This is a genomic window from Sphaerisporangium sp. NPDC005289, from assembly GCF_040607455.1.
Taxonomy (GTDB): Bacteria; Actinomycetota; Actinomycetes; order Streptosporangiales; family Streptosporangiaceae; genus Sphaerisporangium; species Sphaerisporangium rhizosphaerae.
Genome location: NZ_JBEXGS010000001.1, coordinates 330,681 through 352,856, shown reverse-complemented (window position 1 = coordinate 352,856; position 22,176 = coordinate 330,681). Strand labels below are relative to the sequence as shown.

Sequence of the window (22,176 nt, the reverse complement as noted above, 5' to 3'; positions counted from 1 at the left end):
TTGGTGTTACTGTGCTCGACATGATTCACGCCAGAGGTCTCCGCAGGACCTACACCTCCAAAGCCGCCACCGTGGACGCCGTGCGCGGCGTCGACCTCGACGTCTCCCCGGGCGAGATCGTCGGCTTCCTCGGCCCGAACGGCGCGGGCAAGACCACGACCCTCCGGATGCTCACCACGCTGCTGCGCCCCACCGGCGGCACGGCCACCGTCGCCGGCCGCGACCTGCTCGCCGAGCCCGCCGAGGTCAGAAGGCGCATCGGCTACGTCCCCCAGGGCGGCACCGTGGGCCCCGCCTCGCGGGTCGGCGACGAGCTGCGGCTGCAGGCGCGGCTGTACGGGATGGACGCGGCGGCCGCCCGGTCACGGGTGGAGGCACTGCTCGGCCGGCTGGAGTTGGCCAGCATGGACGCCCGTCCCGCCGCGTCGCTCTCGGGCGGTCAGCGGCGGCGCGTCGACATCGCGATGGGGCTCCTCCACGAGCCCGCGCTGCTGTTCCTGGACGAGCCGACCACCGGCCTGGACCCGCAGAGCAGGGCCGGCCTGTGGGAGCACGTCAGGCGGCTGCGCGCCGAGCACGGCCTGACGGTGTTCCTGTCCACCCACTACCTGGAGGAGGCGGACGCGCTGTGCGACCGCGTCCTGATCATCGACGGCGGGCGCATCGTCCGCGAGGGCGCGCCCGCGGCGCTGAAGGCCGAGATCGGCCCCGCGGCGACGCTCGACGAGGTCTTCCTCGCCGTCACCGGCCGCGCGCTGCGCGACCAGGGGGCCGCCGCGTGACCGGCCTCATCCTCGCCCGGCACTACGTGCGCGAGGTCATGCGCACCAAGCTCGCGCTGGTCTTCGGCGCGCTGCAGCCCGTGCTGTACCTGGTGCTGTTCGGCCCGCTGTTCGCCCGCAGCGGCGTCGGCTCGTGGGACGTGCTCGTCCCTGGTCTGCTGGTGCAGCTCGGGCTGTTCAGCGCCGGCATGAGCGGGTTCGGCGTGGTCTTCGACCAGCGCGCCGGGGTGCTCGAACGGCTGCGCGTCACGCCCGCGAGCCGCATGTCCCTGCTGCTCGGCCGGGTGCTGAAAGACGTCCTGGTGCTGCTGGTGCAGGCCGTCGCGCTGGTCGCGCTCGGGTGGGCCTTCGGGCTGCGCGCGCCGCTGCCGGGCGTGCTGCTCGGCCTGACGCTCATGCTGCTGCTCGCGGCCGGTCTGTCGGCGTTGTCGTACGCGCTCGCGCTGACGCTGAACCCCGACCTGTTCGCGCCCATCATGAGCACCGTCCTGGTGCCGCTGCTGCTGCTGTCGGGGGCGCTGCTGCCCATGTCGCTGGCGCCGGCGTGGCTGGACGCGCTGTCGCGGCTCACCCCGTTCCGCTACGCCGTGGAGGGGCTGCGCGCGTGCTTCGCCGGGTCCTACACCTCGGGCGCCGCGCTCCTCGGCGCGGGCGTGACGGCGCTGTTCACGGTCGGGTGCCTCATCGTCGGCACCCGGCGCTTCCAGGCCGAGAACGCCTGACCGCACCCATGGCCGGCGCCCGCCTCGCGGGGCGGGCGCCGCGCCGCTAGGCCTTCTCGGCCTCGCCGGTGGCCTGCTCCAGGGCGTCCTCGGGGGAGGCCTCCAGGTCGTCGGACGCCTGGGCGAGCGCCGTCTGCTTGTCCAGCCGCACCCAGCTCGTGATGCTCTCGATGGCGAACAGCACCCCGAGGTACACCGACATCACGGCGACCACCCAGGTGAGCACGCCGAGCGCGGCGCCCACGCCGAGCAGCAGCAGCCGGACCTCCCAGCCGAGCCCGGCCTGGAACACCCAGGGGGCCGGCCAGATGCTCTGCCGCGTCCGGTACACCGTGTCGTAGGTGTGGTAGCCGATCACGTAGATCAGTACGAACAGCAGCCACTTGGGCATGCCGGAGGCCAGGCCGAGGACGATGATCGCGAGGAACTCGGTGCCTCTGATCAGCGGCGGGACCAGCCAGTCGAAGCGCCCGAGGTGGTCGCGCGGGGCGGTGGGCACCATCAGCAGCACCATCACCAGCACCGGCAGCAGCATGATCGCGCCGCGGCCGGCGGACAGCACGCCCGTCGCGCCGATGGCCGCCACCGCCAGCAGCGTGGCCAGCCCGGCCGGGACCGGCGGCAGGCCGGGGCCGAGCTTGCCGCGCACCAGCGCGACCAGCGGGCCGTCGTCACGGTAGGCGAGCAGGCGGGCCGTCTGGATGCGGCGGCGCTCCTCGTCGGGGTCGGGGACGGGAACGGATGCGGCCTGCGGGTGGGTGATCATGCGAGCGACCTCATGAGACGTCCGGTGAGGGTGTAGGCGGCCGCCACGCAACCCCAGATCACGAGCGTGAGGAACGTGACCCGGGGCTCGAACAGAGCCGCGGTGATCGCGATGGCGGCGAACCGCTCACCGATGGGGAAGACGATCATCTTGCGGGCCCAGTGCACGGCGCGGAACCGCCCGGCCCTGGTCCACATCTTCAGCAGGCCGCGCACGCCGCCGGTGCGCGAGGCCTTGCGCTTCTCCAGCGCGTCGCGCAGCGGCCGGTCGTCGGGGACGGTCAGCGCCAGGGTCGGCAGCGGGTTCGGCGGCCTGCGCCTGCTGGCCGCGCCGTAGGAGAAGTCGAGCAGGTGCCGCACCGACTGCACCGACAGGGCGATCAGCGCCAGCGTCCACACGTCGCCCTGACCGGCCACGGCCGAGCCGACGGCCAGGCCGAAGAACACGACGTACTCCTTGGCGCGGTCGAAGGTGGCGTCCAGCCACGCGCCGAGCACGCCGAACTTGCGGGCGTACCGGGCGACCTGGCCGTCCACGCAGTCGAAGACGAAGGCGAAGTAGATGAGCAGGCCGCCCGTCACCGCGCCGGCCCGCGTGCCGGTGGCGAAGGCCACCGCCGACAGCACGCCGAGGGCGATCGAGATGAGCGTGACCTGGTTGGGCGTGAGGCCGCGCCGCGCCGCCCACCGGGCGATGAAGCGCGAGTACGTGCTGACGAAGTAGGTGGTGAAGAACCCGTCGGCGCCCTTGACCGCGTTGTTCAGGCGCGCGCGGTCCTCGTCGTAGGTCGCCATGACGGCCACGGCCTCGTCGGCCTCGGCCTGCGTGCCGACGCGGCTGAAGAACAGGTCTCTGCGGCCGCGGCTGCCGAGCGAGACGCCCTTGCGCACCAGGCCGAGCGCCAGCAGCTGGACCAGGTCGTCCTCGGGGCCGAACAGGTGGGCCAGGTCGGCCAGCTCGCGGGCCGCCTCGGCGAGCGTCGCCGCGTGGCGCTGGTGCAGGTGGAGCGGGCCGAGCAGCACCGCGTTGGGGCGGGTGACCGCGTGGTGGGCCGAGCCGACCGAGATGATCCGGGAGCGGCCGACGCGCGCGCGCACCGGCAGCCCCTCGTAGATGTGGTCGCCGATCTCGGGCTCGGCCTCCTCGATCGGGATCTCGTACCCGATGCGCTCGCCGTTCTCGTCCTCCGGGCGCGGCTCCCTGGCGATGAGCGCCAGCGCTCCGCGCTTGGCCTTGGTGATCTGGTAGATCAGCTCGTCGTGGATCACGACGCCGGCCGGGATGAGGAACAGGTTGTCGGTGGCCTGCTCGGCGGCGTCCGCCAGCGCGCGCAGGTCGGCCGCGAGGTCGGCGGACTCCACGACCTGGCCGGGGAAGCGGCGGTGGTCGCCGGCCTCCTCGGGGCGCACGATGGCGATCGGGTCGGGGTCCATCGCCGTGACCTGGCCGTACAGCCGGTCCAGGACGGTGGGCGAACCGGGCAGCGACGTCAGCGCCAGGCGACCGGGCGGGACGTGTGGTTCAGGGGAACCGATCGGGCCGGGCGAGGCGCCCAGCAGGACCACGCGGGTCATGTCACCCTTTCAGGCAGCGTGCAGGGGGCGGAGGCGATTTTCAGGGGGTGTCGCCAGGGGGCAAAGTTTAGTGACTGTTCTTCCTAAGGATGCCATCCAGGGTTGACCCGAGATCGATTCGTCGCTTCCGGGAGGCGCATCCGGATTTACGAGTCTCATGGGCGCTCGCCCGATTTGCTCGCGCGATGCGCCGCCTCCCGACCCGCGACCGTTCGGTTCCACCCTCCCACGCGCCGGCCGGCGGCCGGCGAGCGCGTCCGATTCGTCCATCGGAGGTGTCGCGTCGTCCCTAGACTGGGCGGGTGAACCTGTACCGCGACGAGGGCATCGTGCTGCGCACCCAGAAGCTGGGCGAGGCCGACCGCATCGTCACGGTCCTGACCAAGCGCACCGGCAAGGTCCGCGGGGTCGCCAAGGGCGTGCGGCGCACCAAGTCGAGGTTCGGCGCGCGGCTGGAGCCCTTCACCCACGTCGACCTCCAACTGCACACCGGGCGCTCGCTCGACGTGATCACCCAGGCCGAGACGCTCCGCCCGTACGGGGAGGGGCTGGTCTCCGACTACCCCCGCTACACCGCCGGCACCGCCATGCTCGAGACCGCCGACCGGCTCACCGTGGGGGAGAAGGAGCCCGCGCTGCGGCAGTTCCTGCTGCTGCTCGGCGGCCTGCGCACCCTGGTCGAGGGCGGCCACGAGGCCAGGCTCGTCCTGGACGCCTACTTCCTGCGCTCCCTGGCCGTGGCCGGGTACGCGCCGGCCCTCGAGTCCTGCGCCCGCTGTTCGACCCCTGCGATCAGGGCCTTCGCCATCGCCGCGGGCGGCGTGGTGTGCGGCGGGTGCCGCCCGCCGGGCGCCGCCGTCCCGGCCGCCGAGACGATCGGCCTCATGATCGCGCTGACCCGCGGCGACTGGGCCTCCGCCGACGCCTCGGAGTCCCGCCACCGCGCCGAGTGCAGCGGGCTGGTCGCCGCCTATCTGCAATGGCACCTGGAACACGGAATACGCTCGCTACGGCACGTCGAACGCGTCTGAAGGCCGGCGCGCCCGGGCGCGCCGCCGCCGGACCCGGCACGACGGCCGGCTCCGCGGCCGCGCGCCTTTCCGACACACACCCACAGGAGAAGCAGACCGTGAGAGTCCGCCCGCCGACCCCGCACCCCTCAGGCGCCGTCCCGCCGCCGATCCCCCGCGATCTGGTCCCCCGGCACGTCGCCATCGTCATGGACGGCAACGGGCGCTGGGCCAAGACGCGCGGGCTGCCGCGGACCGAGGGGCACAAGGCGGGCGAGGCGTCGCTGTTCGACGTGATCGAGGGCGCGATCGAGCTCGGCATCCCCAACCTCTCCGCCTACGCCTTCTCCACCGAGAACTGGCGGCGCTCGCCCGACGAGGTCCGCTTCCTCATGGGGTTCAACCGGGACGTCATCCGCCGCCGCCGCGACGAGCTGCACGCCATGGGCGTGCGGGTGCGCTGGGCCGGCCGTCCCGGGCGGCTGTGGAAGAGCGTCATCAAGGAACTGCAGGACGCCGAGGAGATGACGCGGGACAACCGCACGCTGACCCTGCAGTTCTGCGTCAACTACGGCGGCCGGGCCGAGATCGTCGACGCCGCCGTGCGGCTGGCCCAGGACATCGCCGCCGGCCGGGTCAGGCCCGACAAGGTCTCCGAGCGCACCTTCGCCCGCTACCTCGACGAACCTGAGATCCCCGACGTCGACCTGTTCCTGCGCTCCTCCGGCGAGCAGCGCACCTCCAACTTCCTGCTCTGGCAGTCGGCCTACGCCGAGATGGTGTTCCTCAACCAGCTCTGGCCCGACTTCGACCGCCGCGACCTGTGGCAGGCCTGCGAGATCTACGCCAAGCGCGACCGCCGCTACGGCGGCGCCCTCCCCAACCAGGTCTGACCTTCCCCAACCAGGTCTGATCTTCCCCAGCCGGGTCCGACCTTCCCCAGCCGGGTCTGGCCGCCTCCAACCGGGTCTGGCCGTGCCGCCCGGGCCCGCCGCGATCAGGCCCGGCGCCGGGCCCGGTAGGCGGCGACGTGCATGCGGTTGCCGCAGGTGCGGCTGTCGCAGTAGACGCGCGAGCGGTTGCGGGACTCGTCCACGAAGACCCGCCCGCAGTCGGGGGCCGCGCAGGTGCGCAGCCGCTCCCACTCGCCGTCGACCAGCAGGTGGGCCAGGGCCACTCCGAGCTCGGCGGCCAGGTGCTCGGCCACCGGCGCCCCCTTGGCGAAGTAGTGCACGTGGAGGGGGTAGTCGTCGTGCTCGGTCAGGTGGGCGGTGATGCGCGTGCGCTCGAGCAGCACGTTCAGCAGCGCGACCGCCGAGGCGGAGTCGGGAGCGGCGAAGATCGCGAGGAACGTGGCGCGCAGCGCGCGGACCTCTCGCAGGTCGCCCGCGCCGACGCCTTCGACGCCGCTCAGCTCGTTGCGCCGGACGTAGGCGTCCAGCTCCGCGACGCTCGTGAGCCCGTCGAGCCCGCCCGTCTCGGGAGCGGTGTTGACCAGGTCGGCCACGGCGGCCAGCGAGCACACCATGTCATGGCTGAACGGCATGTCGTCTCCTGCCGGGCCGGTCGTGGACAGGGCGCGGGTCACCGGGGCGCGGCGCGGACGGCATCACATCCCGGTCTCCACCGCCAGGGAAGCGTATCCCGTGACCCGCCGCCACGGGGACACTCCCTGCGTGCGGGGTGGGCGGACTCGCGAAGGTGGCGGACGGTTTTGACAACGGTTTTCATTTTGCGCGATACTCGGCAGTGTGATGCCCTTTTCGTCCAGGTACGATCACTGTGCACGATCGACATATCCCCGCCGCCCCACCACCTTCCTGAGCGTCCTCGCCGCCCTGGCGGCCCTGCTCACCGCCGCCGCGTGCGCTCCCGCCGACTCCGCCTCCACGCGGAGCGCGGGCCCTTCCGGCGGCCCCAAGGTGCTCGCCGCCTTCTATCCCCTCGAATGGCTGGCGACGCGCGTCGGCGGGCCGGACGCCGCGGTCACCGGCCTCACGCGGCCCGGCGTCGAGCCGCACGACCTTGAGCTGACCCCGCGCCAGATCGCCGACATCCAGCGGGCGGACCTGGTCGTCTACATCAAGGGCGTCCAGCCGGCCGTCGACGAGGCCGTCCAGCAGCAGGCGCCGGACAAGGCGTTCGACGCCGCCTCCCTGGTTCCCGTCCTCACCGGCACCGGTGAGCAGGAGCACCAGGAGCAGGCCGGGGGAGGCGAGGCGCACGAGCCGGTGTCCTACGACCCCCACCTCTGGCTCGACCCCGACCGCCTGGCAACGGTGGCCGCCGACCTGGGCAAGAGGCTCGGGCAGGCGGACGGCGCGCACGCCTCCGCGTACACCGGCAGGGCGAACACCACCGCGGGGGAGCTCAGGGCCCTGGACGAGGAGTTCCGCAAGGGGCTCGCCACCTGCGCCGGCCGCACGATCGTCACCTCGCACGCCGCGTTCGGCTACCTGTCGAACCGGTACGGCCTGAAGCAGGTGGGCATCAGCGGCCTCGACCCCGAGGCCGAACCGTCCCCGGCGCGCATCGCCGAGGTGGCCGCGGCGGCCCGGCGGGAGAAGGTGACCACCATCTTCACCGAGGAACTCCTCAGCCCCAAGGTCTCCGCGGTCCTCGCCAAGGAGGTCGGCGCCACGACCGCGGTCCTCAACCCCATCGAGAGCCGCCCGGCGTCGGGGGACTACCTGTCCGCCGCCCGCCAGAACCTCTCCGTCCTCCGCACCGCGCTTGGATGCTCATGATGACCCGATCAGCACAGGCGGCCGGCGTCTCCGGGCCGGCGCCGCGGACCGCCGGCGCGCCCGCCGCGTTCGCCATGACCGACGGGCACGTCCATCTGGACGGGCGGCCGGTCCTGCGCGGGGTGAACCTGCGCATCGAGGCCGGGGAGGTGGTCGCGATCCTCGGCGTGAACGGCTCAGGTAAGTCGACGCTCGTCCGCGCCCTGCTCGGGCTGACCCCGCTGTCGGCCGGCTCCGCCGAGCTGTTCGGCGTGCCGCCCGGCCGCTTCCGCGAATGGTGGCGCGTCGGGTACGTCCCGCAGCGGCTCTCGGTCGGCGGCGGCGTCCCCGCCACGGTTCGCGAGGTGGTGGCCTCCGGCCGCGTCGCCCGGCAACGGCGGCTGCGTCCCGCCGGCCGGCAGGACCGCGCGGCGGTGGCGGACGCGCTCGACGCCGTCGGCCTGACCGGCCGCGCCGGCGACCCGGTGGCCTGGCTGTCCGGCGGTCAGCAGCAGAGGGTGCTCATCGCCCGCGCGCTGGCCGGTGAGCCCGACGCCTTCGTCATGGACGAGCCGACGGCCGGCGTGGACGCCGAGAGCCAGGCGGACCTGGCCGGCACGCTCACGACCCTGGTGCGGCAGGGCAAGACCGTCCTGCTGGTGGCGCACGAGATCGGCCCGATGGCCCCGCTCATCACCCGGTCGATCGTCCTGCGGGACGGCAGGGTCGCCCACGACGGGCCGGCGACCGGCGGCGGCACGGGGTGCCACCCGCGTCCGGGCCACGAGCGGGAGCGCCCGCCCGCCTACGACGTGGCCGGCGGCCCGATCGGTTCGGGGACGACGCAATGATCGAGATCTTCCAGTACGACTTCATGGTGCGCGCGCTGATCGCCGCGCTTCTTGTCGGCCTCGCCGCCCCGGCGGTGGGCACCTTCATCGTCCAGCGGCGGCTCGCCCTGCTCGGCGACGGCATCGGCCACGTGGCGCTCACCGGCGTCGCGCTCGGGTTCCTCACCGGCACCGCCCCGGTGCTCACCGCGGTGCTGGTCTCCATCCTCGGGGCCGTCGCGATCGAACTGGTCCGCGCCCGGGGCCGCACGACCGGCGACGTGGCGCTGGCCCTGCTGTTCTACGGCGGCATCGCGGGCGGCGTGATGCTGATCGGGCTCGCCCCCGGCGGCAGCAACGCCACGCTGACGTCGTACCTGTTCGGGTCGATCAGCAGCGTCACCACCGAGGACGTGTGGGTGATCGCCGTGCTGGCCGCGTTCGTGCTCGGCGTGGTGGCGACGTTCGGCCGCGAACTGTTCGTCCTGTGCCAGGACGAGGAGGTCGCCAAGGTCAACGGGCTGCCGGTGCGCTTCCTCAGCCTGCTCGTGGCCGTGACCGCCGCGCTGACCGTCGTGATCGCGATGCGCGTGGTGGGGCTGCTGCTGGTCAGCGCCCTCATGGTGGTCCCCGTGGCCACCAGCCAGCAGCTCACCCGCGGCTTTCGCACGACGATGGCACTGGCGATGGTCCTCGGCGTCGTGGCGACGGTCGGCGGGCTGACCTCGGCGTTCTACGCGAGCGTCGCGCCGGGCGCGGCGATCGTCCTGCTGGCCCTCGCCGGCTTCGTCCTGGCGCTCGGCGCCGGTCGGCTGCTCCGGCGGAGCCGCGCCCGCGAGGCCGCTCCATGACCGGCGGTCGCGTGCTCACCGCACGTGAAGGCAAAGGCCAGGCGGACAGGACACACGCGAGAGGAGGTGCGCCGATGACCACCCGACGGGCCGCCGTGCGGGAGATCCTCACCCACAGCGACGGTTTTCGCAGCGCCCAGGACATCTACGCCCAGATGCGCGCCGACGGCGCGAAGATCGGGCTGACCACGGTGTACCGGACGCTGCAGACGCTGACCGAGTCCGGCCAGGTCGACGTCCTGCGCACCGACGACGGCGAATGCGTGTACCGGGCGTGCGCCACCGGCACACACCACCATCACCTGGTCTGCCGCGACTGCGGCCGCACGGTCGAGGTGGCCGGCCCGGACGTCGAGCGCTGGACGGAGGTCGTCGGGGCCGAGCATGGCTTCACGGCGATCACCCACACCCTGGAGATCTTCGGCACCTGCGCCTCCTGCGCCACCACCACCCCCACCGGCTGACCGTCCTGACCGTCCCCCGAGACGCGTCAGAAGAGGCCGAAGCGGCTGGCCGCCATGGCGATGAGGAAGGCGGCCATGGCCACCCGCATCAGCCGTGCCCAGTGCCCGAGTGACGGCCACGACATGTACGCCAGCCACACCACGAAACCGAGGACGGGCAGGACTGCGATGCCGCCTCGCCAGTCGGCGACGGCGAAGCCCACCAGCAGCAGGATCACCAGGACGACAGGGATGATCCAGCGCGGCAGTCCGTACAGGAACACCAGCGGCACCGCGCTTTTGCGCTCGACCGCTGCGCGCAGGCCCGTCGCGCCGGGAGTGAGGAACTGTTCGCCCGGGGGCAGCGGCCGGGGGGCGGGACGCCGGTCGCGCGCCAGCGGGTGGGCGGGGACGGCGCGCCCGCGCGCCGCCGAAGATGACGCCGGAGAGGACGCCGAAGAAGACGAGGAGCGCGAGGAGTCACCGCGCGTGTGCTTGTCGGCCACGGTTCGAGCCTAACGGCGAACGCCCCCAGCCTGCAGGCCGCCGTCCGCCGCATCCCGCGGCGGCTGGCATGCTGGGCGGCATGCTCGCGCTCATCAGGTATTCGGTGCCCGGCTCGCAGGCCGGGGAGTTCGTGGACGGCGCCAGGACGATCCTCGCCACGCTGGCCGCCCAGACCGGGTTCCTCGGCGGGCACATCGGCAGGTCGGTGGACGAGCCCGACCTGTGGGCGCTGGTCAGCGAGTGGGAGGGGGCCGGCTACTACCGGCGTGCCCTGTCGGCGGCGCGCATGGACATGTACCCGCTCATGACCCTGATGATCAACGAGCCCAGCGCGTTCGAGATCATCGCCAGCAGCCCGGAATGACCGTCCTGCGGTAGCCCGGGAAGCCTCGCAGGAGGCCGCCGGGGCCGTCCGCGGGCAGGCTCCCCGGGGCGCGCGGGTGATTGTGGGCTGGTCGCGTCGGCGGTTCCCCTAAGCTTGGAGTGATCGGGCAGGTGACGCGCCCTCTGATCGACCAACCCAACCCCGACCGCCAGCCGGATGGAGATTCTTGATGGCCCGCCGTACCGACATCATGGACACGATCGTCAGCCTCGCCAAACGCCGCGGGCTCGTCTACCCGTCGAGCGAGATCTACGGGGGTCTGCGCGCGTCCTGGGACTACGGCCCGCTCGGCGTCGAGCTCAAGAACAACGTCAAGCGCGAGTGGTGGAAGTCCATGGTCCAGGGCCGCGAGGACGTCGTGGGCCTCGACTCCTCGGTCATCCTGGCGCGCGAGGTCTGGGAGGCGAGCGGCCACGTCAGGGAGTTCGTCGACCCGCTGACCGAGTGCCAGTCGTGCCACAAGCGCTTCCGCGCCGACCACCTCGAGGAGGCCTACGCCGAGAAGCACGGCGGCAGGGCCCCCGAGAACGGCCTGGCCGACCTCACCTGCCCCAACTGCGGCACCAAGGGCGCCTTCACCGCGCCGCGCATGTTCAACGGCCTGCTCAAGACCTTCCTCGGCGCCGTCGAGGACGACTCGGGCCTCGCCTACCTGCGCCCCGAGACCGCGCAGGGCATCTTCATCAACTACCTCAACGTGCAGCAGTCGTCCCGCAAGAAGATCCCGTTCGGCATCGGCCAGATCGGCAAGTCGTTCCGCAACGAGATCACCCCGGGCAACTTCATCTTCCGCACGCGCGAGTTCGAGCAGATGGAGATGGAGTTCTTCGTCAAGCCCGGCACCGACGAGGAGTGGCACCAGTACTGGATCGACACGCGCCTGCAGTGGTACATCGACCTGGGCATCAACCGCGACAACCTGCGGCTGTACGAGCACCCCAAGGACAAGCTGTCGCACTACTCCAAGCGCACGGTGGACGTCGAGTACCGCTTCAACTTCACCGGCTCCGAGTGGGGTGAGCTCGAGGGCGTGGCCAACCGCACCGACTTCGACCTCACCACGCACGCCGCCGCCTCCGGCACCGACCTGTCGTTCTTCGAGCAGGACAGCGGCGAGCGCTACGTGCCCTACGTCATCGAGCCGGCCGCCGGCGTCGACCGCTGCGCGCTCACCTTCATGATCGACGCGTACACGGTCGACGAGGCCCCGAACGCCAAGGGCGTCATGGAGCAGCGCACGGTCATGCGGCTTGACCACCGCCTCGCGCCGGTCAAGGTGGCGGTGCTGCCCCTGTCACGCAACAGCGACCTGTCGCCCAAGGCCCGTGACCTGGCCACCCAGCTCCGCCGCCGCTGGAACGTCGAGTTCGACGACGCCGGGGCGATCGGCCGCCGCTACCGCCGCCAGGACGAGATCGGCACGCCGTTCTGCGTCACCGTCGACTTCGACACCCTCGAAGACCACGCCGTGACGATCCGCGAACGCGACTCCATGGCCCAGAAGCGCATCGCCCTCGACCAGGTCGACTCCTACCTCCGCCAGCACCTCAACGACTGACCCCGCCCGCACGCCCGAGCATGGCGGCCGCCCCCCGCGGCGGCCGCCTCCGGGGATGCGGTCCAGGGGCTCCCGCGTGCCGGCGTACACCCGCGGTAGATCGGCGGAGGCGCGTGTCCTGATGGGACGCCTCAGCCGGGTAGGTCGGTGGTGGAGGGCATGATCTCCACGTCGTCGGCCTTGACGAAGGCCACGCGGTGGCCGAGTTGCACCTGGTAGTACATCGTGCGGCCGCGGACCAGCCGGTGGGCCTTCTCGTCGAAGGAGGTCGAGTGGTAGTACTCGCCGTGCGTCGCCAGGCCGACCGCGTACCGCTGCCCCTGCTGGATGGTGTACTGCAACGGCACGATCGGCTGCACGGGCACTCCCTTCGGGTACGCCTGGGGTTCGGGGTAGGCCCTGCCGTACACCGGCACGCTCGCGCGCCCGGGTCCGGGCGTGACGACCAGCCCGGTGGCGTTGACGGCGGTCGGCGCGTCGTCGGGGTCGTGGAACCACGCACGCCGGCCGAGATACCAGATGGCCGTCCAGTCGCCGCTGCGACCCGCCACGGCGAACTGCTGGCCGGTGGTCGCCCGCGCGCCGTGGTCGTGGACGTCGTGGGTCGACGCGCCGTCCGACCTGCGGCCGACGTCCCTGACCAGGGGGGCGTCGTCGCTGGGCGCGGTGTGCAGCCAGACCGATGACGACCCGTGCGGCGGGCACGGCTCGCCCGGCTCCGCACATCCGGTGTAGCGCGGGCGGTGGCGCGCGTAGTCGGTCCTGATCGTCACCAGGCCGCCGCGGTCGCCGCCGGTGGACCTGATCGGGTTGCCCAGCAGCTCGAAGTAGTGGCCCCAGTCCCAGTAAGGCCCGGGGTCGACGTGCATCGCGGCGACCGTGCCCGGCACGGTGCCCGGGACGTTGTCGTGGCCCAGGATGTGCGCGCGGTCCAGCGGGATGCCGTACCGGCGGGCCAGGTAGCGCACGAGCCGGGCGGAGGCGCGGTACATCGCCTCGGTGTACCAGGCGCCCGCCTTGGCCATGAACCCCTCGTGCTCGATGCCGATGGCCTTGGCGTTGAAGTACCAGTTCCCGGCGTGCCAGGCGACGTCCCGGGCGCGGACGTGCTGGGCGATGTGCCCGTCGGAGGAGCGGATGGTGTAGTGCCAGCTCACGTACGCCGGGTCGTCCACCAGCCGCAGCGTCTTGCCGTAGGTCTCCTCGGTGTCGTGGATGACGATGTAGTCGATGCGGTGCCGGCGCGGCCGGTCGGACCGGTCGTGGTTGCCGTAGCCGCCGCCGGGCAGTTCGCGGTACGGCGCCGGCAGCCACTCGCAGGCAAGGCCCTTCGGGCACTCGGCCCTCCCGGCCCCGGCCTCGGGCGGCCCCTCGCGCTCGACGTGCTCCATGCGCGGAGCGATCTCCGGTGCGGCGGGCAGCCAAACCTGCCGGCCGTCGTCGGTGACCCGGCCCGCGCCCCGCTCGATCAGGGCGAAGACCTCGCGGGCGAACCGGCGGGCGCTGCCGGCCTCGGTGGCGCCCGAGTACCGGGCGACGGCGTCGAACCAACCGGCCGGGTCACGGCTCGCGGACCGGCCGAGCGCCTTCTGGTGGCGGGCGAGCAGTGCGGCGCCGCCCAGCACGTTGGCGTCCGGGTCGCGGACGAGCCGGTCGGCCGGGATGCCGGTGAGCCGGGCGGCCCGCTCGGCCGTCCCGGGCCCGTGACGGCCGTGCAGGGCGAGGCGGGGGTCGGTGAGGTGCATCGGCCCGTATCCGCCGGAGGTGCTGGGCAGTCCCTGGTTGGCGTCCCAGCGTGACTCCAGGTAGGAGACGCCGAGCAGGATCTGCTCCGGGACGCCGTACCTGGCCGCCGCGACCTGGAACGCCCGCTGCCGCGACAGCGCGGCCCCGGACGCCTCCTGCTGGGATCGGGCGGGCGTGGTCCCGGACGCCCTCTGTCCGGACAGGGCGGGTGCGGCTATGGACGCCCTCTGTCCGGACAGGGCGGGTGCGGCTATGGACGCCTTCTGTCCGGACAGGGCGGGCGCGGCTACGGACGGCTCCTGCTGGGACCGGGCAGGCGTGGCCCCGGAGGCCTGATGCCGGGACCACGCGGGCGCCGGAGCGCTCCAGGCGGGTGGGGAGGCGGGGCCCGCGAGGACCAGCGAGGCCGCCAGCGGGACGGCGGCGGCCGGCGTTCTGCGCATGGAGGACCCTTTCTCAGGCAGTCACGCGGGCAGTGCGAACGCTCCTGCGGGACTGCGTGAGCCCGGGATATCGACGGTCACCTTACGACTTGCCGTCGCCCGATCCACTGCTTGTCATGCGGCGTGTCAAAGACCGCCTTCACCTGGCGAGGTCTTCTGCACTCCTATGTGACGTTCATGCGGAACGCCGCCCCGCCCGGCATCAGCGGCGCCGAAGCGGGCCGGGATGACAGGTAGGAAATCTCCTACGTATAGTGGGACGCATGCCACCCACACACGCTCCGGCGGAGGATCTGGTCTTCGCCGCGCTGGCCAGCCCGGTGCGGCGCGAGGTGCTGCGGCTGCTCAGGGACGAGGGGCCGCAGCCGGTGCAGCGGCTGGCCGGGAACTTCACGATGGCCCGCCCGAGCTTCTCCGAACACCTGCGGGTGCTGCGAGAGGCGGGGCTGGTCGCCGAGCGCAAGGTCGGCCGCCAGCGGCTCTACCGGCTAGAAGCCGTGCCGCTGAACGAGGTGCAGCAGTGGCTCAGCCCCTTCGAGCGGTTCTGGCGCGAGCGGCTCGCCGGGTTGCGCGACCTGCTCGACCAGATGGACGACGAGCGATGACCGGCGACGACCCGGCCGTCGTCCACCTCGACGAGTTCCTGCCGCATCCGCCCGCCAAGGTGTGGCGGGCCCTGACCGAGCCCGACCTGCTCGCCCGGTGGTTGATGCCCGGCGACTTCCGGCTCCAGGTCGGCCATCGGTACACCATGCGGGCGGTTCCCATGCCGGGCACCGGCTTCTCCGGCACGGTCCTGGCCGAAGTCCTCGCCTTCGAGACCGGCAGGATGCTCCGCATCGGCTGGCGGGACGCCGACCCCGGCAACGACGCCGACTGGACGATCACCTGGACGCTGGAGCCGGAGGGCAGGGGCACCCGGCTGTTCCTCCTGCACGAGGGCTTCGACCCAGGGAACCCGCTCCAGCAGCGCGCCCGCCGGATCATGGGCGGCGGCTGGCGATCGGGCGTCCTGCGCGGCCTGCGAGCCGTCCTCGACCGCATGTGAACCCGCGCCCTCGTGCGGCACCCGACGGCGTGCGAAGACCTCCGGTGGAACCCCTGATCGTGGTCAATTCCGCGACCTAGGGCGGGCCTTGGCCGCGTGCGAAGACCTCCGGCGGAACCCTTGACCGTGGTTCATTCGGCAGCCTCGTGCGGACCTGGCCCGTGCGAGGACCTCCGGTGGAACCCCGATCGTGGTCCGGTCCGCGACCTCGTGCTGACCGTGACCGCATGCGAAGCCCCCGGCCCTCGGGGAGACCCCCGGCCGCGGCGGAGGTCGCGACCTCGAAAGCCCTTCTTGTCCCGATATCAACGATTGGATTTAGCTATGTCCGAGATCGCCGAGCGGTTCGATCGCCTCGCGGGCGACTTCCTGGCACGCGTCGAGGCGACGCCCGCCGACCGATGGGACCGGGTCACGCCCTGCGCCGGCTGGACGGCCCGCCACCTGGTGGGGCACGTCGTCAACGGGCACCGCGGCATCATCGCGGTCGTCCGCGGCACCCCGCCCCGGCCCTCCCACGGCGTGGGCGTGTCCGGCATGGCCGACGCGCCGCGGATCGAGCCGGACGCCGACCTCGCCGCCGCCTACGCCGAGGCCCGGGCGGATCTGCGCGCCGTCCTCACCGATCCGGAGCTGGCCGCGACGCCCCTGCCCTACAGCCCGATCGGGCCGGTCGCGGTGGCGGAGGCGGCCGACAGCGTGGGGGCCATGGAACTGCTCGTCCACACCTGGGACCTGGCCCGCGCCGTGGGCGGGGACGAGACCCTGGACCGGGACGCCGTCGTCAGGACGCACGAGAAGCTGCGCCCGCACTACGCAGCCCTGCAGAGCGCCGGCGCCTTCCAGGGGGAGGTCACGCCCCCCGGCGACGCCGACCCGCAGACCGCGTTCCTCTGCTTCACCGGACGCCGCCCCTGACGTCCCCCGGACGGCCTGCCACAGAGCAGACCAGAGGCGGACAGGGTGGCGTGGGAGGTCAGGGGCGCCAGGTGGTCAGGACCTGGTCGACGCGGGAGCGGATGCGCTCGCGGGCGGTCATGCGCGGGACGCCCGACATCAGCAGCTCGTCGTAGTCGGTGTCCAGGTGGCGCACGCTCGCGACCACGGCCAGGGTGATCGCGTTCTCGTCCAGCACGCGGGCGGCGGCGGTGCGTCCCACCCGGCCGCTGCCGCGCACCGCGGCGTGGCCGGCGATGGCGCCCGCCCGCTCGGCCGGGCAGCCGGGGAACAGGCGGCGGATCTCCTCGGCCATCCTCGCCTGGAAGTCGGCGTCCTCGCCGGCCCGCCGTTCGCGGTCGCGTTCGCGTCGGCGCAGCCGCACCTCCTCGTCGGCCAGGCACTGCTCCTCAGCGCGTGCCAGGGCCTCTTCCTCGACCAGCACGCCGAGCCGCTCGTACCGCTTGCGCCGCCGGTTGAAGTGGACGACGACGGCCGAAAGGCCGCTGGCCTTCTTCGCGCGGCGGCTCAGCGCGGCGTTGCCCGCGGGAAGGAAGACCAGATGGTCCATGTCCACGCACGTCAGGCAGTGCGGCTGCTCGTCTTCCATGATCAGGTAGGGCCCGGTGTCCCCGCATCCGGCGCAGGACCACTCCTTTTGGGGCACCACGGCCACCAGGTCGGGGGCCTTGTTGTGCCGTTCCTCGATCTGCCTTCGCCGCGGCTCGCTGAGCTCCGGCGAGATCCAGTGGACGCGGAACCGGCGCTCGGTGTCCTCGTCGCCGTCGGCGGTGAAGCGCAACGGCCGCCGGTCGCGGCCGGCCGCCGCGTACGCCGCCTCGCTCTCGACCAGGCCGCGGGCGAGGGCCCATTCACGCAGGTGGGAGAGGGCCTGTTCCATTCTGGGGCGGTCCACGGGCGCCAGCCGTTCCAGGCTGTCGGCGCGGCCCTGCCGCCACGTCTCGACGTGGCGGACCGCCAGCCACCCCAGGCCGGTGAGGACGTCGATGGCGGTCACGTGCCGGCGGGTGGCGAGGGCGACCTCCGCCGCCTGGGCCACCCGGCCGCCGAGCTTGCTGCGCACGCGTCCAACCCTGCCGCACGCGGGCACGTGCGTGTGCCGGTTCGCCGCTCTCGGGTCGTCCCGGTCGTGCTCCGGGCGCTCGGCCCGCGGTCTTCCGGCCTCGGCTCGCCGTGTCCCGTCCCGGCGGCCGGGGGACCCCCGGGCTCACGGGCCGACGGCCGAGCCCGACCGGGTCGACGGCCGAACCCGACCGGGCCGGCGCCGCCCATGGAGCCCTGCGGGCCCCGGGAGCGGCGGGCAGGGTGAGCGCGCATCGCGGCCGGGAGGGCCATTGACATTCGAGGGGCGGTCACCTCGATGTCCCCGAAGGGTGAAATGATGCGGGCGGGCCCACCACGTTCCGCCCGTTGGAGTTCGGACGCGTCCCCCGGGTCGGCCGTGCCCCCACGGGTCGCCGCCGGGCTCTATCGGGCACCAGGCCGAGGGCGCCGCCGCGCGGCGCCCGCATCCGACCGAGGAGCACATGTGCACCTGCTGACCAACCCCGTCAAGGACTACGCGTGGGGATCGCGTACGGACATCGCCGAGCTCACCGGCAGGCCCGTCCCCGCGCCGGGTCCTGAAGCGGAGATGTGGCTCGGTGCCCATCCCTCCGGCCCGTCGCGCCTCGGCGGCGACGACGGCCGCACCCTGGCCGATCTCATCGGGGCCGACCCGCGTGCCGGACTCGGCGATGCCACGCTGGAGGCGTTCGGCGAGCGCCTGCCGTATCTGCTGAAGCTCATCGCCGTCGCCCAGCCATTGTCGCTTCAGGTCCATCCCTCCGCGGAGCAGGCCGTCGACGGCCACGCCCGCGGGGTCTACGGCGACCCGTGGCCGAAGCCGGAGCTGGTGTGCGCGCTCACGCCGTTCACCGCGCTCGCCGGGTTCCGCCCGCCGGAGCAGGCCGCGATGCTCGTCGACCGGCTCGGCGTCCCTGACCTGAAGGACGTCGTCTCCCTGCTGGAGGGCGGGGAGTCGCTCGGAGCGCTGGAGGCCCTGCTCGGCAAGCGGCAGGCCGCCGAGCAGATCGTGTGGGCCGCCTCGGCGGTGCACCACCCCGACTACGAGCTGGTGGTTCGCCTGGCCAGGCGCTACCCGGGCGACCCCGCGTGCCTGGCTCCGCTGCTGCTGCGCCGGCACGAGCTGGCCCCCGGCCAGGCCCTGTTCCTCGGCGCCGGCGTGCTCCACTGCTATCTCAAGGGCTTCGGCGTGGAGATCATGGGCAGCTCCGACAACGTGATGCGCGCCGGTCTCACCCCCAAGCCGCTCAACGTCGCCGAACTGCTGCGCATCACCGACCCCGCCACCGCGCCGCTGGCCCTCGCGGCCGGCCCCGGCGGGGTGTACGACACCCCGAGCCCGGAGTTCCGCCTGCGCCGGATCGACGGCGCGGACGCCGAGCCGAGCCTTCCCACGGGGGTGCCGCGCATCCTGCTGGTCACCGAGGGGACGGCGACGGCCGGGACGACCGAGCTGCGCCAAGGGGAGTCGGTGTTCGTCCCGGCCGCCGGGCCCGCGCTCACCGTCCGCACGACCGGCACCGTCTTCGTCGCCGAGCCCGGCACCTGAGCGAGGAGGCCCATGAGCGTCGACCTCGGGGTCTGGTACGCGCGTCCCCCGCTCACGCCCGAGGAGGCGGCGCGCAGGTACGCGGCCTGGCGCGCCGGCGGGACCACGCCCGCCTCGGACGCCCGGGAACCGGCCTCTGAGCCGGTATCCGAGCCGGCCTCAGAGCCGATCCCTGAGCCGGTCGCCGAGGCGACCTTGGAGCTGATTCCGGCGCCGGTCCCGGATCCCGTGCGCGAGCCGGTCCCGGACCCCGTGCGAGAACCGCTCCCCGAGCCGCTCCCTGAACCGGTCTCAGGGCCGGTCCCGCAGGTGGCCGCCTTCTACGACGCTCTGACCGAGGAGTTCCCCGACCTCACCGACGGCGACTACGCGACCTCGCCGTGGGCGACGCCGCTGACGGTCGGCGACGAGTTCGTCGTGATGTCCATCGTCTTCCCCCGCGCCGCCGAGGTGTGCCGCACCGTCCTGCGCCTCGCCGACCGGCACGACCTGGTCTGCTTCGACCCCCACCCCGACGAGCTGTTCTCCGGCTGACCGCGACTCACCGCCCGCCGCCCGACAAATCCGCACCTGCCCGTATTCTGCCGTGGTGCTGGAGTTCAGATTGAGAGCCGCGGCGCCCGGCCGCGGAAGGCCGATGCCTCGCACCCACCACCTTCCGCGCACCGTGCGGCGCGCGGGCCGGAGACGGGGCTGATGCCGGCGCTCGACCTGGCCCAGTGGGCGGTGCTGGTGCTCGCGCTCGTCCTGGTCGGCTTCTCCAAGACCGGGATCTCCGGCGCGGGGACGGTGGCGGTCGCGCTGTTCGCCCTGGTCCTGCCGACGAAGAGCTCGACGGGGATGCTCCTGCCCCTGCTGCTGGTCGGCGACGTGGTGGCCGTGGTCTCCTACCGCAGGCACGCCGACTGGCCGAGGCTGCTCAAGCTGTTCCCCTGGGTGGCCGCCGGGGTGCTGGTCGGAGCCGTGGTGGTGCGCTGGGTCGACGACGCGCAGATGCGGCGGATCATCGGGGCGATCCTGCTGGTGATCATCGCGCTCAGCCTGTGGAACCGGCGGCGCGGATCGGACGCCTCGCTCGCCAACCGGCCCGCGGTGGCGGCGTTCGCGGGAGTGTTCGCCGGCTTCACCACGATGACGGCCAACGCCGCCGGGCCCATCATGGCCCTGTACTTCCTGGCGGCGGGCCTGCCGATGCTCGGCTTCCTCGGCACGACCGCGTGGTTCTTTCTGACGATCAACGCCTTCAAGGTGCCGTTCAGCGTCGCGCTCGGCCTGGTCACCCCGGCCACGCTGGTCTTCGCCGCGGCCACCGCCGCCGCCGTCGTCGCGGGAGGCGTGGCGGGGCGCGTGGTCGTCCGGCACATCAACCGGACCTGGTTCGAGCGCATCACCCTGGCCCTCACCTTCCTGGCCGCCGTCCGGCTGATGTTCTGACCTCCCGCGACCGGCGCGCGGCCCGGAGGGTCAGGCGCCTGTGGCGCCGATGGCGTGGCCGATGACGTACACGACGACGGCCGCGCCCCCGCCGACGAGCAGTTGCCTGCCGCCCGTGCGCAGGGCGGGCCTGCCGTTGAGCAGGCCCAGGAAGGCACCCACGGCGAACAGGGCGAGCCCGGCCAGCAGCACCGCGGTCACCAGCGCGGCCGTCCCGTCCGCGAACAGGTACGGGATGACGACCACGACGGCTCCCAGGGCGAAGGCGACCAGGCTCGACAGCGCCGCCGACCACGGCGAGCCGAGCTCCTCCGGATCCAGTCCCAGTTCCTCGCGGGCCATGGTCTCCAGCGCGGTGTCGTGGTCCTTCATGATCGTCTTGGCGACGCGCTCCGCCTCCTCGGCGTCCAGGCCCTTGGCCCGGTAGATCAGCGCCAGCTCCTCCTCCTCGGCCTCGGGGTCGTCGCGCAGTTCCTCCGCCTCCAGCGCGATCTCCCGTTCGTAGGCCTCGCGCTGGCTGCGCATCGAGATGTACTCGCCGACGGCCATGGAGAACGCGCCGGCCAGCAGTCCCGCGAGCCCGGCGAACAGGATGGTGTGCCCGGCGGCTCCCGAACCGGCGAACCCCATGGCCAGGGAGGTGTTGGACACCAGGCCGTCGTTGACGCCGAACACGGCCGCGCGCAGCGTGCCCGACCGGTCGCTGCGGTGCCAGCGTTCGCGCCGGGCCACGCCCCTGCCGCCCACCAGCGGCAGGCCCTCTCCGGTGTCCACCCGTTCCGCTTGGCGCAGCCGGGTCAGCACGCGGGCGTGCGAGCGCTCGTCCACGGCCATGCCGGGATCGGCGTCCGGGTCGGCGTCGTACAGGCCCGCGTCGGCGTGCTCGGCGCGCTCGACGAACGGCAGCACCGCGTCGACGGAGTACCGGCGGGCCAGCCAGGACAACGCCCGCGTGCGCAGGCTGGGCCGGCTCGGGTCGGGCACCTTCTCGCCCAGGCCGGCGAGCTTGCCGGCCCAGTGCGCGGCGTGCCGTTCCTCCACGGCGGCCAGCTGCAGGAAGACCTCGCGCCGCTCTCCCTCGGCGCCGGCGGCGAGCCCGCGGTACAGGACCGCGCTCTGCCGCTCGGCCTCCAGGGCGCCGCGGTAGCGGGCGGCGGCCTGCCGGTCCCCGCGGGCGCCCCGGGGCTCGTTTCGGGTGTTGCCGGTCTCGGCGCTCATCGTCCACGTCTCCTGCCCGGTCACCGCGCGTCCGACCACGCGGCGCCGATCATCACTGGTCCAGGTCTGGTCGCCGCAGGAGGACCCGCTCGTCTCCAGGGCTCTGGGGCGCCGGCCGCGGCGCTCAGTCCGGTGCGCTCCCGCCGAGGCAGGCGCGGCAGACCCCCCGGAAGATGACCTGCGCCTCGTCCACCTCGCCCATGTCGTCACCCGGGGTGAGGCAGGGCTTCGCGTCCACGACGCAGGCGACGTCGCTGACCTTCCCGCACCGACGGCAGACGAAGTGGTGGTGCCACCGGTCGGCCACCTCGTACACCGCCGCGCCCGGCCCGACGTCGGCGCGCAGCACGACCCCGAGCTCGGCGAGCGTGACCAGCGAGTTGTAGACGCTGGTGCGCGGCAGCGTGATCCCGCGCCCCGCCAGGTGCGCGTGCACGTCGTCGGCCGTGCGGTGCCCGCCCATCGAGCGCAGCGCCTCGGTCACGGCGAGGCGGGGCCGCGTCGCCCGCAGCCCGGACGCCCGCAGCGACGCCACGGTGTCGTCGGCGAACTCACCCACCGG

The 22,176-nt window shown here is 73.2% G+C and carries 24 protein-coding genes; 16 read left to right on the top strand and 8 right to left on the bottom strand.

Features of this window, described 5'->3' with window-relative positions; all coding sequences use genetic code 11:
• Positions 1-20 precede the first annotated feature (20 nt).
• On the top strand, positions 21-782 hold the full coding sequence (locus tag ABZT47_RS01335; protein WP_354834795.1) for an ATP-binding cassette domain-containing protein: 762 nt from the start codon (positions 21-23) through the stop codon (positions 780-782).
• Positions 779-1,504, top strand: a complete 726-nt coding sequence (locus ABZT47_RS01330) for an ABC transporter permease (RefSeq protein WP_354834792.1) — start codon at positions 779-781, stop codon at positions 1,502-1,504. The genes ABZT47_RS01335 and ABZT47_RS01330 overlap by 4 nt, the downstream gene beginning before the upstream one ends.
• Positions 1,505-1,550: 46 nt before the next feature.
• On the opposite strand, the gene ABZT47_RS01325 is transcribed toward ABZT47_RS01330, so the two are convergent.
• Positions 1,551-2,270 (bottom strand): DUF5941 domain-containing protein, encoded by a 720-nt coding sequence (locus tag ABZT47_RS01325; protein ID WP_354834789.1) that lies wholly within the window; start codon positions 2,268-2,270, stop codon positions 1,551-1,553.
• Positions 2,267-3,844 carry a CDP-alcohol phosphatidyltransferase family protein gene (locus tag ABZT47_RS01320; protein ID WP_354834786.1) on the bottom strand — a complete coding sequence of 526 codons (1,578 nt, stop codon included), beginning with the start codon at positions 3,842-3,844 and terminating at the stop codon, positions 2,267-2,269. The genes ABZT47_RS01325 and ABZT47_RS01320 overlap by 4 nt, the downstream gene beginning before the upstream one ends.
• A gap of 302 nt (positions 3,845-4,146) precedes the next feature.
• Here ABZT47_RS01320 and recO point away from each other — a divergent pair, with 302 nt between their 5' ends.
• A complete protein-coding gene (gene recO, locus ABZT47_RS01315) occupies positions 4,147-4,875 on the top strand; it encodes a DNA repair protein RecO (protein ID WP_354834783.1) in 729 nt (242 codons plus the stop codon).
• Between the two features lie 98 nt (positions 4,876-4,973).
• Positions 4,974-5,747, top strand: a complete 774-nt coding sequence (locus ABZT47_RS01310; RefSeq protein WP_354834780.1) for an isoprenyl transferase — start codon at positions 4,974-4,976, stop codon at positions 5,745-5,747.
• A 104-nt stretch (positions 5,748-5,851) separates the two neighbouring features.
• On the opposite strand, the gene ABZT47_RS01305 is transcribed toward ABZT47_RS01310, so the two are convergent.
• The gene (locus ABZT47_RS01305) at positions 5,852-6,400 is read right to left on the bottom strand and encodes a CGNR zinc finger domain-containing protein (protein ID WP_354834778.1); all 549 of its coding nucleotides are present in this window, start codon (positions 6,398-6,400) and stop codon (positions 5,852-5,854) included.
• Between the two features lie 208 nt (positions 6,401-6,608).
• On the opposite strand from ABZT47_RS01305, the gene ABZT47_RS01300 reads away from it, so the two are divergent.
• The 4 genes from ABZT47_RS01300 (at position 6,609) to ABZT47_RS01285 (ending at position 9,725) form a co-directional block, all read left to right on the top strand.
• Positions 6,609-7,601 carry a metal ABC transporter substrate-binding protein gene (locus ABZT47_RS01300; protein ID WP_354834775.1) on the top strand — a complete coding sequence of 331 codons (993 nt, stop codon included), beginning with the start codon at positions 6,609-6,611 and terminating at the stop codon, positions 7,599-7,601.
• 74 nt (positions 7,602-7,675) lie between these two features.
• On the top strand, positions 7,676-8,431 hold the full coding sequence (locus ABZT47_RS01295; protein ID WP_354835438.1) for an ATP-binding cassette domain-containing protein: 756 nt from the start codon (positions 7,676-7,678) through the stop codon (positions 8,429-8,431).
• Positions 8,428-9,261 carry a metal ABC transporter permease gene (locus tag ABZT47_RS01290; protein WP_354834772.1) on the top strand — a complete coding sequence of 278 codons (834 nt, stop codon included), beginning with the start codon at positions 8,428-8,430 and terminating at the stop codon, positions 9,259-9,261. The genes ABZT47_RS01295 and ABZT47_RS01290 overlap by 4 nt, the downstream gene beginning before the upstream one ends.
• Before the next feature lie 74 nt (positions 9,262-9,335).
• Positions 9,336-9,725 carry a Fur family transcriptional regulator gene (locus ABZT47_RS01285; protein ID WP_354834769.1) on the top strand — a complete coding sequence of 130 codons (390 nt, stop codon included), beginning with the start codon at positions 9,336-9,338 and terminating at the stop codon, positions 9,723-9,725.
• Positions 9,726-9,751: 26 nt separating this feature from the next.
• On the opposite strand, the gene ABZT47_RS01280 is transcribed toward ABZT47_RS01285, so the two are convergent.
• Positions 9,752-10,210 (bottom strand): DUF6703 family protein, encoded by a 459-nt coding sequence (locus ABZT47_RS01280; RefSeq protein WP_354834766.1) that lies wholly within the window; start codon positions 10,208-10,210, stop codon positions 9,752-9,754.
• Positions 10,211-10,290: 80 nt separating this feature from the next.
• On the opposite strand from ABZT47_RS01280, the gene ABZT47_RS01275 reads away from it, so the two are divergent.
• Together ABZT47_RS01275 and ABZT47_RS01270 are read left to right on the top strand one after the other, a co-directional pair.
• Positions 10,291-10,575, top strand: a complete 285-nt coding sequence (locus ABZT47_RS01275; protein ID WP_354834763.1) for an antibiotic biosynthesis monooxygenase family protein — start codon at positions 10,291-10,293, stop codon at positions 10,573-10,575.
• Positions 10,576-10,765: 190 nt separating this feature from the next.
• Positions 10,766-12,154 carry a glycine--tRNA ligase gene (locus ABZT47_RS01270; protein ID WP_354834760.1) on the top strand — a complete coding sequence of 463 codons (1,389 nt, stop codon included), beginning with the start codon at positions 10,766-10,768 and terminating at the stop codon, positions 12,152-12,154.
• A gap of 131 nt (positions 12,155-12,285) precedes the next feature.
• Here the strand turns inward: ABZT47_RS01270 and ABZT47_RS01265 are convergent, their stop codons facing one another.
• A complete protein-coding gene (locus ABZT47_RS01265) occupies positions 12,286-14,343 on the bottom strand; it encodes an N-acetylmuramoyl-L-alanine amidase (RefSeq protein WP_354834757.1) in 2,058 nt (685 codons plus the stop codon).
• A 263-nt stretch (positions 14,344-14,606) separates the two neighbouring features.
• Between ABZT47_RS01265 and ABZT47_RS01260 the strand changes: the two genes are divergently transcribed.
• The 3 genes from ABZT47_RS01260 (at position 14,607) to ABZT47_RS01250 (ending at position 16,309) form a co-directional block, all read left to right on the top strand.
• Positions 14,607-14,948, top strand: a complete 342-nt coding sequence (locus ABZT47_RS01260) for a metalloregulator ArsR/SmtB family transcription factor (RefSeq protein ID WP_354834754.1) — start codon at positions 14,607-14,609, stop codon at positions 14,946-14,948.
• The gene (locus ABZT47_RS01255; protein WP_354834751.1) at positions 14,945-15,391 is read left to right on the top strand and encodes an SRPBCC domain-containing protein; all 447 of its coding nucleotides are present in this window, start codon (positions 14,945-14,947) and stop codon (positions 15,389-15,391) included. Before ABZT47_RS01260 ends, ABZT47_RS01255 begins: the two co-directional genes overlap by 4 nt.
• A gap of 324 nt (positions 15,392-15,715) precedes the next feature.
• The gene (locus tag ABZT47_RS01250; RefSeq protein ID WP_354834748.1) at positions 15,716-16,309 is read left to right on the top strand and encodes a TIGR03086 family metal-binding protein; all 594 of its coding nucleotides are present in this window, start codon (positions 15,716-15,718) and stop codon (positions 16,307-16,309) included.
• 58 nt (positions 16,310-16,367) lie between these two features.
• Here the strand turns inward: ABZT47_RS01250 and ABZT47_RS01245 are convergent, their stop codons facing one another.
• Complete coding sequence (locus ABZT47_RS01245; RefSeq protein ID WP_354834745.1) at positions 16,368-17,411, bottom strand: DUF2293 domain-containing protein; 1,044 nt, start codon at positions 17,409-17,411, stop codon at positions 16,368-16,370.
• 465 nt (positions 17,412-17,876) lie between these two features.
• Here ABZT47_RS01245 and manA point away from each other — a divergent pair, with 465 nt between their 5' ends.
• The 3 genes from manA (at position 17,877) to ABZT47_RS01230 (ending at position 20,396) form a co-directional block, all read left to right on the top strand.
• A complete protein-coding gene (gene manA, locus ABZT47_RS01240) occupies positions 17,877-18,962 on the top strand; it encodes a mannose-6-phosphate isomerase, class I (RefSeq protein WP_354834742.1) in 1,086 nt (361 codons plus the stop codon).
• Positions 18,963-18,974: 12 nt separating this feature from the next.
• Positions 18,975-19,496, top strand: coding sequence for a hypothetical protein (locus ABZT47_RS01235; RefSeq protein ID WP_354834739.1), 522 nt, complete (start codon positions 18,975-18,977; stop codon positions 19,494-19,496).
• A 162-nt stretch (positions 19,497-19,658) separates the two neighbouring features.
• A complete protein-coding gene (locus tag ABZT47_RS01230) occupies positions 19,659-20,396 on the top strand; it encodes a sulfite exporter TauE/SafE family protein (protein ID WP_354834736.1) in 738 nt (245 codons plus the stop codon).
• Between the two features lie 30 nt (positions 20,397-20,426).
• Here ABZT47_RS01230 and ABZT47_RS01225 read toward each other — a convergent pair whose 3' ends face one another.
• Positions 20,427-21,614: a VIT1/CCC1 transporter family protein gene (locus ABZT47_RS01225; protein WP_354834733.1), complete on the bottom strand. Its 1,188-nt coding sequence runs from the start codon at positions 21,612-21,614 to the stop codon at positions 20,427-20,429.
• 124 nt (positions 21,615-21,738) lie between these two features.
• Positions 21,739-22,173: a Fur family transcriptional regulator gene (locus ABZT47_RS01220; RefSeq protein WP_354834730.1), complete on the bottom strand. Its 435-nt coding sequence runs from the start codon at positions 22,171-22,173 to the stop codon at positions 21,739-21,741.
• Positions 22,174-22,176 lie beyond the last annotated feature (3 nt).

Coding starts and splice junctions, on each gene's coding strand:
- ABZT47_RS01335 (WP_354834795.1), top strand. CDS start 21: ATGATTCACGCCAGAGGTCTCCGCAGGACCTACACCTCCAAAGCCGCC.
- ABZT47_RS01325 (WP_354834789.1), bottom strand. CDS start 2,270: ATGATCACCCACCCGCAGGCCGCATCCGTTCCCGTCCCCGACCCCGAC.
- ABZT47_RS01320 (WP_354834786.1), bottom strand. CDS start 3,844: ATGACCCGCGTGGTCCTGCTGGGCGCCTCGCCCGGCCCGATCGGTTCC.
- ABZT47_RS01305 (WP_354834778.1), bottom strand. CDS start 6,400: ATGCCGTTCAGCCATGACATGGTGTGCTCGCTGGCCGCCGTGGCCGAC.
- ABZT47_RS01300 (WP_354834775.1), top strand. CDS start 6,609: ATGCCCTTTTCGTCCAGGTACGATCACTGTGCACGATCGACATATCCC.
- ABZT47_RS01295 (WP_354835438.1), top strand. CDS start 7,676: ATGACCGACGGGCACGTCCATCTGGACGGGCGGCCGGTCCTGCGCGGG.
- ABZT47_RS01290 (WP_354834772.1), top strand. CDS start 8,428: ATGATCGAGATCTTCCAGTACGACTTCATGGTGCGCGCGCTGATCGCC.
- ABZT47_RS01285 (WP_354834769.1), top strand. CDS start 9,336: ATGACCACCCGACGGGCCGCCGTGCGGGAGATCCTCACCCACAGCGAC.
- ABZT47_RS01275 (WP_354834763.1), top strand. CDS start 10,291: ATGCTCGCGCTCATCAGGTATTCGGTGCCCGGCTCGCAGGCCGGGGAG.
- ABZT47_RS01270 (WP_354834760.1), top strand. CDS start 10,766: ATGGCCCGCCGTACCGACATCATGGACACGATCGTCAGCCTCGCCAAA.
- ABZT47_RS01265 (WP_354834757.1), bottom strand. CDS start 14,343: ATGCGCAGAACGCCGGCCGCCGCCGTCCCGCTGGCGGCCTCGCTGGTC.
- ABZT47_RS01260 (WP_354834754.1), top strand. CDS start 14,607: ATGCCACCCACACACGCTCCGGCGGAGGATCTGGTCTTCGCCGCGCTG.
- ABZT47_RS01255 (WP_354834751.1), top strand. CDS start 14,945: ATGACCGGCGACGACCCGGCCGTCGTCCACCTCGACGAGTTCCTGCCG.
- ABZT47_RS01250 (WP_354834748.1), top strand. CDS start 15,716: ATGTCCGAGATCGCCGAGCGGTTCGATCGCCTCGCGGGCGACTTCCTG.
- ABZT47_RS01235 (WP_354834739.1), top strand. CDS start 18,975: ATGAGCGTCGACCTCGGGGTCTGGTACGCGCGTCCCCCGCTCACGCCC.
- ABZT47_RS01230 (WP_354834736.1), top strand. CDS start 19,659: ATGCCGGCGCTCGACCTGGCCCAGTGGGCGGTGCTGGTGCTCGCGCTC.
- ABZT47_RS01225 (WP_354834733.1), bottom strand. CDS start 21,614: ATGAGCGCCGAGACCGGCAACACCCGAAACGAGCCCCGGGGCGCCCGC.